Source organism: [Flexibacter] sp. ATCC 35208 (genome assembly GCF_001975825.1).
GTDB lineage: Bacteria > Bacteroidota > Bacteroidia > Chitinophagales > Chitinophagaceae > Chitinophaga.
The window spans coordinates 1-11,627 of sequence record NZ_MTKN01000108.1 but is presented as its reverse complement, the minus strand read 5'-3'; the positions used below and the strand labels follow the sequence as shown (position 1 = coordinate 11,627).

Here is an 11,627-nt window from a genome sequence, read left to right as displayed (position 1 = left end):
CTTATGATGCAAATGGTAACATTAGCTCAATGAAACAACAGGGGTTAATAGGTACTACCAACAGTAATGTGGATAACCTGACATATACCTACCAGGCCAATAGTAATAAGCTATTGACTGTGACAGATGCCAGTAATACAAGCACCGCCAAACTAGGTGATTTTAATGATGGTACAAACACAGGCGATGACTATACATACAACGGTAATGGGAATTTAATATCCGATCAGAATAAGCAAATCACTTCTATCAGTTATAACCTGCTGAATCTTCCCGAAAAAATTCTGGTCAGCGGCAAGGGTACAATTAATTATTTATATACAGCAGATGGCAGGAAACTGAAAAAAACCGTGGTGGACAGTACCTCGTCTCCTGTCAAAACCACTGTGACTGATTACATAGAAGGATTAGTATATGAACGGGACACCTTACGATATATTATTCACGAAGAAGGCCGTATTCGTCCGGAATACGATTCCGGCAAAGCCCTCGTTTATCATTGGGATTATTTTGAAAAAGATCACCTGGGCAATGTCCGGGTAGTATTGGGAGATAATGCAGACACCAGCGTATACGCCGCTACCATGGAGACAGCCAGCAGTGCGACTGAAAACGCTTTATTCAGTAACATAGACAATACCCGCACGGCGCTTCCTGCTGGCTATCCAACGGATGAAACTACCAATCCAAATGCATATGTAGCCAGGCTGAATGCAGAAAGTGGTGAAAAAATAGGACCATCCATTGTATTACGGGTCATGGCGGGAGATACCCTGCAGCTGGGGGTCAAAGCATTTTATAAAAGCACAGCAGCCAGCACCTCCACTACTACCACAAGCAGTATGCTAGCTGCACTCATACAGGCATTCAGTTCTTCCACTATCTCTGATGGTACACATGCGGCTGCGGGTACAAATTCCGCTATTTCGTCAGCATATACATCCAGTGAGTACGAAAAGTTGATCAGCAAGGATGCTGATGAGAACCTTGCTACTAAACCCAGGGCATATCTCACCTATGTACTTTTTGACGACCTGTTCAACATGGTAGATGATAATAGTGGTGTGAAACAGGTACAGGGAAATCCTGATGAATTGCAAACATTGACGGTAGAGAAGTTCCTTATTAAAAAAACAGGATTTGTTTATATTTATACCAGCAATGAAAGTGGGGAGAATGTGTATTTTGATAATTTGGTGGTAGTCCATAACAGAGGGCCGTTATTGGAGGAGACGCATTATTATCCGTTTGGGTTGACAATGGCGGGGATATCGTCTAAGGCTGTGGGGAAAATAGAGAATAGATTTAAGTATAATGGTAAGGAGTTGCAAAGTGAGGAGTTTAGTGATGGGAGTGGTTTGGAATGGTATGATTATGGCGCCAGGATGTATGATGCACAGATTGGCAGGTGGCAGGTGGTGGATCCACTATCTGACAAAATGAGGAGGCATTCTCCATATAATTATGCTTTTGATAATCCAATTAGGTTTATCGATCCGGATGGCATGGCACCTAACGATCCACCTACAAGAATAACTAGTACAATGGATGAGTATAATACACTACATGTTACAGCCTCAAGTTTATCATCCAGTAAAGTAGTTACTACAAAAAATGGCATTACTTATACAACAACTAAAACATCAATTACTAGTGTTACCAATCTTGTATTCTCTGACCCCAGAATAAAAACAGAAGAGGGAAAAGTGATAACAACTACAACCTCTAATGTAGTAATGACAAATAGTGATAATAAGGTTGTTGGTAATATAACATCTACTCCTCAACAAACATCTGTAGCAAGAGGAGAGTCAGATTTTGATGTTAGTTCACTGCAAAGTGTAACAAAGGATTTGGAGAACTTCAGGAATACTAATAAAATTCAGTATAATGACTATAAGATTAATAATACGATTGACTTTATGGATAAAGCATTAGCCTTGGGAGCTTTGCCATTAGGTAGTGCTGTTAAGGTACCGGGTAATTTTGGAGATCTGCTAGGAGCAGTTGGTGCGCCTGCTAGTGCCGATCAGGTAATGGGAGCCGCAGGTAAAATGATTTTAACAGAAAATTCTCCAATAGACGTTACGCCACGAGCATCGACCGCATTGGATGGAAGGGCATATAGAAATGAGCCTACGGGTACCTCCAAAAAGGTTATAGATTTTATTTACGGATTATTTAAATGGTAATTAGCATGAGAAAGACTAGAATTAAATTTTGGTATCCATTGCTTATAATAGTTTCAGTTATTTTTCTCCTGACTAAGGATAAGTTATATTATTTGATGTTCCCGCCTGGGGATAAATATGGCGTTGCCTTTAATGCAGAACGAGAGAGGATTGGTATAGCAGTGCTACCAGATCATTGGTTGACAAATGATAAGTTGAGCGAAACAAAGATGTGGTATCCAGCTAATAGGCCCGATAGCGGAAGTTTTAGGAGTTCTAAGATTGTGGTGGTGAAAGATGGCAGTATAGTGTATGAAGGTGATACTTACCTTAGAATAGTAGGAGATAAATATGAGAAATTGACTATTGGGTATAGATATAATGATACAGTCGGTTGGGAGTATAAATATTATAACCCGCTGATTGGCACTGAAGAGAATAATGTTACAAAGCATAGCGCAGACAGTATATTAAATAATTGGGGATTGAAATATAAGTAGGTAAATCATCGAGCATCCCCATATCCCTCTCTGATGATTTATATCAAAAAAAGACGTATGCACTGTTAATAACATGTGCAGATATTTCCATTGATAAAATGTAATAGAGTTGTGTGGGTAACTATTTTTGCCGTTAAATAAATAGTTATGCCACATTACATTTGCAGCAATCCATTTCTTCGCTTAAATGAAGGTATTGAGACCATGATGTATCATAGTGACAGCCCTCGTTATTTTTCCTGTATACAATCGTTGGATTTAAACAGCAGGATGCCTGTTATGTATGAGACAGGTTTTAATTTAGGTTTTGTTCATGTGACTCCTGACCAGCAGACAAGGCTCTATTTTATTATAGTTGACGATAATCTTAATAAAGCTTCTTCGCAAAAGATGCAGAAAGTAATGCAGGAACAGGCGCAGTTTTTTATCGATCAGTTTATTGCAGTAAAATATAAAGATAGTGAGGATAAAGGCAAGTGGATGCTCATGCGGGACTATAACTCATTTACTCCAGGAGTAAAGATTATTCACTTTAAAATCCATGATACTTTCCTCGTATCATGTGAGCGGGGGCTGCATGGCTGTGCCACTGAGGAAGAGGTGTTTGAGTTCCTGACCGATATTTTGGAGTATCCTGAACAACAGGTAGGAAAAGGGAGTTTCAATCTCGTCGATCCTGCTAATACTCCTTCGATTCAGGCACTCTGAGTTTTAGCTTGATTATTTCGTGGTTGAGGCTTCCAGTTCTGCGGTAGCAGTTCCCATAATTTATTTTGTTTATGATCATTAATACGCAGCAATACATCATGCAGGTACGCATCAGGGTCTATTCCCTTCAATTTACAGGTTTGTATGAGACTGTAGATAATAGCTGCGCGCTCTCCATGTTCATGCGACCCGGCAAACAAATAATTTTTCAAGCCTATTTTAGTCGGACGGATTGATTGTTCTATGAACATGTTCGATATTGACAACATGCCGTCATTACAATATTCCATCAGTTGCTTCATTCGTTTTAATGTATAAGCCATGGCGGTGTAAATGGGCGTACCTTCTATTACTTCATTAACTTCGGTGGTGATCCACTCCCGTAGGGCATTTAATATTGGTACTGCACGCTGCTGACGGACTTCGGTGATTTCATCATATGATAATCCCTGCTCCTTACATTCACGCTCTATTTGATATAACGGCGCATAAAAATGATCGAGTGCATAATTGCTTCTTTGTTCGTCGTTATTCAAAGATTCAACAAAATAGCGGCGAGAGTGATCGAGACAATGTAAATGAGTAACACCAGGCTGCTTTCCATATTCATCATACCCACTATATGCATCCGTATGCAGATATCCGGTAAAACCAGATAAAATATCTTTTATCTCACCTTTACCTCTACCTTTCTTATAGGTAAAGCAAACTATTTTCAGGACTGGATTTCCACCCACCCATAAGTATCCATTATGCGATCCTTTACCCTTCGCCCTGGTTTTGTCCAGAACGCGGAACTTTGTCTCATCCATATGAATGTACCGGCTTTTCATTAAATCCTCCCACAGTAAATCCCATAACGGTCTTAGCACATCGATAGTCGCATTAATCCAGTTCGACAGGGTATTATATTTTAAATCAATGCTGTATTGCTTAAAGCGTTGTTGTATCCTGTATAATGGCATATGGTAGATGAACTTTTCTATTAAAAGCATCACCAATAGCGTAATATCAGCTTTACATTTAGGGATTGGATGAGCGGCTGGCGCAGCAATCAGTTGTTTGTATTTTCCTCTTTCATCCGCTTTAACAATATAAATATCGCGCTCTTCCACGTTCACATATAATTTCATCATCTGTACTGCCAATCTTTCTGTGCGCTCTGTACCCACTTTTACAGCACCTGCAGGAACATCCTGATCTACCTTTATTACACAGCGCATCAGATGCTCAGGTAATGCATGGCGGCCAGGGTGTGGCAAGGGATCTGTATTTTTTGCTACTACTACCATGCGCCCTTTTATTTTCTTCGCATCTTTAAGCTGTACTGAACCTTCATGATCGGCAGCTACATCAAAAAGCCGGCCTTGTACACTGTTCTTATTTTCTGCATCTGCAGGCGCAGCCGTGACAAAACGTTTTTCGCTTCTTCTGCCGTAAATCATTTTTCTCAGCTGCATCCACTGTTTTCCAGGGGTATGGATTGGATAATGATAATCGGGATGTTTATATCAATGGTGTGAAGTGCCCGGTGGTGACTAATGCAACAACTGGAGGATGTGGTTGGGAATTGAGCAGTGGTAGCAGTACACCTGTGTATCCCCAGGATTTGGGTTATGTAAAACATATGCGTGTTTATAGCCGGCTGATGACCGAGGCGGAAATTGCGGCGAATGCGGCTGATGCTTGTCTGGGGATTAGTACCGGAAGTGATGTAGCATTGAAGCCGGGTTATTGGTTTAAGTATAATACGCCGACGAGTGGTGAGGGTAGTGTCGGGTCTGGTATAACGGAGACATCGGTCACACCGATTTATCCGACGCATACGCTGGCTTCTAGTACTGCTTATCAGTCATTGAATGGGATCACGTTGAAGGCATCACCTGATGGAGGTTTGTTACAGACGTGGTATGATTATGTGGGAAATACTGTAGCTGGTCAGGACGCTGAGCAAAGGGCGGGTGCAAGATATACATATCGCACTTTCGACGCGCAGAACCGTGAAATTGAACTTGGTGAAAAGAGTAATGGTAATGCATTAGATAACAACCTGACATTTATTCCCCAGTCAATTCTAAGCACATTTGCAGCTTCTGGTACTAATAGTCAGATCACGCGCACACTGTTTGATAAGCAATACGAAGGATTTGGTTATACGCAGGAGAACCTTCATAAGCGCATTGCTGCAATGTCTTATCAGGATGGTACTACACCACAGCAGGTTACCTATTATAGTTATGATCAGGTAGGGAATGTGAAAGCGATGTGGCAACAGATTGAAGGACTTGAAACAAAGCAAATAGAATATAACTATGATCTTGCATCAGGGAAAGTAAATAAACTGCGGTATCAGTATCTGAATACCAGCTCTATACCTAAAACAGATCAGTTCTACTATGGTTATGAATATGATGCAGATAACAGGATGGTGAACGCTGTGACAGGTATTAATTCAGTCAGCACAGATGGCTGGGAGATTGAAAACCCACATACAGATGCACATTATAGTTTTTATTTGCATGGTCCAATATCACGTGTTGAATTAGGTCATAAACAGTTAGTGCAGGGGATAGACTATGCATATACTTTACAGGGGTACCTGAAAGCTGTCAATGGTCAATTCCTGGGTGCAGAGAACGATATGGGGAAAGATGGTTTGGCTGATAATATTCATAGTGTAGTAGGCCCTGATGTATTTGGCTATACACTGGATTATTATACAGGCGATTATACACCGATTGGTAATGCGGGTATCTTCCCATTAACTTGGCAGACTAACAGTACTTCCGCAGCAGGACATAATCTGTATAACGGCAATGTGAGTCGAGCGACGGTATCATTATCTCGATTCGGCAACACAGTAGGTTACAGTTATAGATATGATCAGTTGAACCGCCTGAAGGCCATGCGCCAGCATCCATTGACAATTGGTGCTACATCATGGGACGCATCTACAGCAGGTACAGCTTACCAGGAGGATGTAACCTATGATGCAAATGGCAATATACTGACTTACAAGAGAAATGGTAGTGGAGCGAATGGTAAGCAGGAAGCTATGGATAAGCTGACCTATGTCTATAACAGGGATGCATCCGGTCATTTGTTGAATAATCAGCTGGCCCAGGTGAAGGATGACATCACTACAAGTGATTATACTAATGATCCCAAATCACAGTCCGATAATAACTATAGTTATGATCGGAATGGCAACCTGAAAACTGATGTACAGGCAGGTATCTCTAATGTTTCCTGGACCCTTACAGGTAAAATCAAGAAGATCACTAAATCTGATGGCAGTTCGATTGAGTATAAATATGATGCGAGTGGTATCCGGGTTTACAAGGAATATACTCATGGTGGGCAGATAGATAAGACCTGGTATGTGAGAGATGCACTGGGAAATGCATTGGCTATTTATGGTAATAAGGATGGTGATGTTAAAATATACTGGAAAGAACAACAGTTATCTGGTCTTAGCCGTTTAGGGTCATGGCACCCTGATCTGGATGTAGCAGCTGGTGAAAGCAATACAGTATGGGCAGCCAGTGGTAAAAAGCAATATGAACTGGCTAATAATCTGGGTAATGTATTAGCCACAGTAAGTGATGAATTGACAAGTGAAAATACTGCGCTGGTACTTAGTTCCAATGATTATTATCCATTTGGTTTGGCTCAGCCTGACAGAACTTATTCCACTTCAGCCTATAGGTATGGATTTAATGGGCAAGAGAAGAGCAATGAAATAAAGGGAGAAGGGAATAGTTATACAGCGGAATTCTGGGAGTATGATCCGGGGCTAGGTAGAAGATGGAATGTGGATCCCCGTCCGGAGGTTAGTCGGAGTCCATATGCTGTCATACAGGATAATCCCATTGGGTTTAATGACCTGAAGGGTGATACAACAGGATCCAGCACGAGGGATAACCCCGAGATAATTGGGACAGCAGCCCATGTTGCTTTATCCAGATATCTTATCTCAAAAAATGCAAGATGGAATACAACAATGGTTATAAAAATTAATAATGGTAAAGATAAATTGAAGCCGGATGCTGTAAATATGGCTAAGAGTACGAGACAGGTTTGGGAGTTAAAGCCAGAGAACACCTACTATCCCTGGGGGACGGGTGATTATAGCAAATATCTGGATGCTCAGATACAGATAGATGGTTATGTCTCTGCATTAAATGCCCAGGTTGAGCAAGATAAGAATAATGGAATGCCATATAAAGCAGGGTATCAAAAAGGATCTGAAAATATCGCTGATGCCCCGTTACCTGACAAGCCGCTCACTTCTTCAGATGGTAAATATGAGTTTACATATAAAGTCTATAATCCTACGTCTGGAATGGTTTACTACACTTATAAAGAAAAAAAACCACAATCTACACCGGTAGTTCCTCTCCCAATTAAGAAGATGGAACAAGAACAGGAAGATGCGCAGAAACAATTACCGACACAAAAGGATTTAGGTCAAGTCGGTACGGTATTACTTATACCAATAATTCTAGAATATGGACCTTTATTTTTACTTTTATAAAAATTTACTATGGACTTTTTAAGTTTTATAACTCTTTTCATCGAGCCTGCTATTGCTGGTTATCATAAATCATTAATGGAAGATTTTGAAAAGTCACCCAAATATGCTGATTTGGTAAACAAACTTTTTTATTCTGATTTTTCATTTCGTAAATTCATTGAGTGGCATAGAGAAATCAGTATTATAGATTTTGATCAATTAGAATGGAGTGAGGTACTTGAGCCTTTACCTAAATTTTGCAGATTAGCAGACTTGGATCTGATCGAACATCAATTTGAATACATAAAGGATATTAAAACAAAAGGCTATCAGTTTTTTCAGCGGGAAGTATATCCTTCTGCTGAATCAGCGGCTGCGTCTTATCCCCGTACCTATTTTTTAATTAGGGAGGATTTTTTGGAGTATTTTGATGAGTTAATATTCTCATCGCTACCATCTTTTAAAAAGAGCGTTTTACCTTCTCAGATTGAAAAGGAATTGTTTGAAGGGGTGTCAATTGTCTTTGATAAAAACAGGGAGGAGATGTACTTTGATAGTCTTGAAGGATACCTTTTCCCGGATTTATCATTTAAAATTAATGGGAAGACAATAAAATGTAATCTTCAAACTGATCTAAAGTCTTTAATATTCTGTAGGCAGTCATTTATGTTTTTTTATGATCAGTATGCAATAGACGAATATAATTCGGACTCTTCTACATATAGTAGGAAAGAACCAATTATAATGCAAGTATCCGGAAAGAATGAATATGTAGTTACAAACACACAGGAAGCGATAGATCGAAGTAGCAAATACATATTGTTGGTAGCAGATTTGTTTCTTCATTACTATACTGTTTTTGAGAAATGGGCTTCTGGATTTTTAAAGGAAAACTATACAAAAATCATTAGTCATCCTGAGTTTCAGGCTTAAGATGATAAATGCATTGTTTTTAAAAGTGCCTTCAGATTATACCTGAAGGCACTTTTTTCTTTATTAACAGCATGATAATTCTTCCTGACACCCTATAAGAGATACAGATATTGCATTGCAAAACAAAAATGTGAGTCGAGCGACGGTATCATTATCTCAATTCGGCAACACAGTAGGTTACAGTTATAGATATGATCAGTTGAATCGCCTGAAGAGGATGCGCCAGCATCCATTGACAATTGGTGCTACATTATGGGACGCATCAACAGCCGGTACAGCTTACCAGGAAGATGTAACCTATGATGCAAATGGCAATATAATGACTTACAACAGAAATGGTAGTGGGGCGAATGGTAAGCAGGCAGCGATGGATAAATTGATCTATGGTTATAATAGGGATGCATCCGGTTACCTGTTGAATAATCAGTTAGCACAGGTAAAAGATGACATTTCGACAACAGATTATTCCACCGATGTGAAGTCCCAGTCTGATAATAATTATGGTTATGATAAGATAGGGAATTTAGTGAAGGATGTACAAGCTGGCATTTCCGATATTACCTGGACTGTTGAAGTATGTAGAAAGCATCTCCCACGTAACAGTAAGAAAGGTGTTAAAAAAAATGAACTTAAGCCCTGGAAAGTAAAAGGGTGGGTAATCCCAGCTAGTTGCAGTAGTGAGTTTGTGGCGAATATGGAAAATTAAAGCCGAAATCTGATAGTTTTTCAGCTCCGTCAATTATGCAAAAAACGAACCTATTAGCACCAATAGATAATACTTCCTCAAAGTTATGGTGCAATTTTAATTGCGCCGTAATGGACTTTTGCTCCAAGTCATAGCTATCCAGCCAAACCACCGCGCTCTCCTGCTGCACCGATTGCGCTAAATGTTTTGCCAAGGCCCCGGTCAGGAAGCATAGATTGCCCGTTCGATTTTTGAGCTGTTCCAAAAGAGCTATCCTTGCGAATTCAAGCCTGTTACCGATCTGATCCTGGATAACTGATAGTTTTCCTTGCGTATGTTTTTCCAGCTGAGACCAGTCATATTTGAACGACGGAAATTCAACGAGCGCATATTTACCCGTTAATTCATGGGCAAGTTTTGCCCTGTCAACATACGCACTCAAGGCAGACCATTTCCTTGGCAAATGGCAAAGTGTTTCCATTAAACTGACTGCTTGTTGGAGATCGGGATTGATCAGGGCTTTTTGACAGAGTTCCAGAAAACGTTGTTCGGAGGCTGAATCCTCATGTTCAAAATCATGTTCCTGGTAATAAAAACAGGCTGCTACTTCAAAAGAATTTTCATTTAAGCCAAATTGTTCGCGAAGGTTGGCCGGACATTCAAAGCTCTGCAATACCTGTCGCTTTTGTTTGGAGTTATAACGATCAACCTGATTTCTCGCTGTTAGAACCTGCAGATTTTGCTCCCTGGCTTGTTGAAGGATGGATCGCAAGTCGTTAGCAATTTTTACAGGTGCAGGAGCCTGCACCTGGCCCATCAAGTCTACATCCCGATCGAAGACGAGCCCGTTTACCTGTAAATATTGTTCCCACAGTAAGCGGCTAATTTCAGCGGGTATACCATTTTTTGAAATTTGTTGATTGCTTTTTATAGAAAGGTGAAGCTTATTAATCCTGCTTCCATTAATTAACGTCAGCCGCACATCGTCGAATACATTTTGATCGGCGCGCACCTGGAAATCGATTCGCCCGATCAAGCCCAGTTCACTGCCGAATGGCGGTACTTCAGTGAGCATACAGGCCAGGTAGAAGGCATTCACTTTGTCTTCAAAGCTTATGCCTCCTCCCGCATTTTGTTTCGCCGATGCTACCCTCTTTTTCCCGGAAATCTTATAAGATAAAAAATGACTTCAAATCACTTAATAGACAGACTGAACCTTCACCATGGTGAAATAATTCAGGTTTCGGATGAAAACTCAAACTTCCTTAGTGGAAGGATCAAATTTTTGCGCTAAAATGTACGAATATAGCTATTGGTGGTGCGTGAGAGGTACTGAAGGGATTGATAGTACGGTGGCTGCTCAGCGTGTGAGTTTGGATTGGGCGAGGGTGTATCATCAGAAATAAAAGAAAGGTAGGTGTCTTACGATAGAAAGACACCTACCTTTTTTTTATTAGAGGATTAAGCCTGTGCAAGGAAGAAGATGACATACGTCATACTTTGAAAAGCAGCACTATCATCAAAATATAGTGTACGATTGTTACCATCCTTATCTGTTAAAATAAATTTATGTTTATAAGCTTCAAGACTTTCCATGCAAACATTTGCCGTTGCCATGTCTTCGAGCAAAAGTTCATGTCCTTCTCCTTTTGAGGCGGACCTTATGCGTCTTTTGGTAATTAAGACCCAGTTGTCATCGTCTTTTTTGTAAATAATTAACCCCTTTTCATCCTCAGGAAGGCCTTTAAGATGAGCAGAATAATTGGCTTCATTTTCCTCAGTGATTATTTTAGTAAACTCACTTTCACCCCCACTTCTGTTAAAAAATTTTAATATTATATGCGGTTTTTTCTCTTTCATTATATTGAAGTTGAAGTTGTTTATACTTTTAATTTTCTACAAAAAAGGGTTATAAGAGCCAGCCATTGCAATGCCATCCATGTTTCAACAAGTTTTTCATATCTGACAAGCAATGCTTTAAAAGCATCCATCCAGGCATTGGCATGTTCAATTTTTGTTCGTCTTTTGTAAAGTTGATCATCAAAATATCGGTATTCATCACTTTGCTTCTTTTGATTTCGCAAGTTGGGTTTTACCTTTCATTCAATCTCGTA

General features: G+C 40.0%; 8 protein-coding genes and 1 pseudogene. 6 read left to right on the top strand and 3 right to left on the bottom strand.

Annotation, left to right across the window (positions count from 1 at the left end):
- The 3 genes from BW716_RS33250 to BW716_RS33240 form a co-directional block, all read left to right on the top strand.
- Window positions 1-2,192, top strand: a 2,192-nt coding sequence (locus tag BW716_RS33250; protein ID WP_220388883.1) for an RHS repeat-associated core domain-containing protein, incomplete at its 5' end; no start/stop codon positions are given.
- Window positions 2,193-2,197: 5 nt separating this feature from the next.
- Complete coding sequence (locus BW716_RS33245) at window positions 2,198-2,671, top strand: hypothetical protein (RefSeq protein WP_143709183.1); 474 nt, start codon at window positions 2,198-2,200, stop codon at window positions 2,669-2,671.
- Window positions 2,672-2,818: 147 nt separating this feature from the next.
- Window positions 2,819-3,379: a hypothetical protein gene (locus BW716_RS33240; RefSeq protein ID WP_143709182.1), complete on the top strand. Its 561-nt coding sequence runs from the start codon at window positions 2,819-2,821 to the stop codon at window positions 3,377-3,379.
- Here BW716_RS33240 and BW716_RS33235 read toward each other — a convergent pair.
- The gene (locus tag BW716_RS33235; RefSeq protein ID WP_083730368.1) at window positions 3,367-4,839 is read right to left on the bottom strand and encodes an IS66 family transposase; all 1,473 of its coding nucleotides are present in this window, start codon (window positions 4,837-4,839) and stop codon (window positions 3,367-3,369) included. The genes BW716_RS33240 and BW716_RS33235 overlap by 13 nt on opposite strands.
- Window positions 4,840-4,862: 23 nt before the next feature.
- Between BW716_RS33235 and BW716_RS33230 the strand changes: the two genes are divergently transcribed.
- From BW716_RS33230 to BW716_RS38295, 3 genes and pseudogenes are all read left to right on the top strand, one after another.
- The gene (locus tag BW716_RS33230; RefSeq protein ID WP_083730367.1) at window positions 4,863-7,916 is read left to right on the top strand and encodes an RHS repeat domain-containing protein; all 3,054 of its coding nucleotides are present in this window, start codon (window positions 4,863-4,865) and stop codon (window positions 7,914-7,916) included.
- Window positions 7,917-7,925: 9 nt separating this feature from the next.
- A complete protein-coding gene (locus BW716_RS33225; RefSeq protein ID WP_083730366.1) occupies window positions 7,926-8,828 on the top strand; it encodes a hypothetical protein in 903 nt (300 codons plus the stop codon).
- A gap of 569 nt (window positions 8,829-9,397) precedes the next feature.
- Window positions 9,398-9,528: pseudogene (locus BW716_RS38295) on the top strand (IS630 family transposase); the annotation flags it as partial.
- Here BW716_RS38295 and BW716_RS33215 read toward each other — a convergent pair.
- Together BW716_RS33215 and BW716_RS33210 are read right to left on the bottom strand one after the other, a co-directional pair.
- Window positions 9,494-10,588, bottom strand: coding sequence for a hypothetical protein (locus BW716_RS33215; protein WP_083730364.1), 1,095 nt, complete (start codon window positions 10,586-10,588; stop codon window positions 9,494-9,496). The pseudogene BW716_RS38295 and the gene BW716_RS33215 sit on opposite strands and share 35 nt — an antisense overlap.
- Before the next feature lie 386 nt (window positions 10,589-10,974).
- The gene (locus BW716_RS33210; protein WP_083730363.1) at window positions 10,975-11,373 is read right to left on the bottom strand and encodes a hypothetical protein; all 399 of its coding nucleotides are present in this window, start codon (window positions 11,371-11,373) and stop codon (window positions 10,975-10,977) included.
- Window positions 11,374-11,627: the final 254 nt, after the last annotated feature.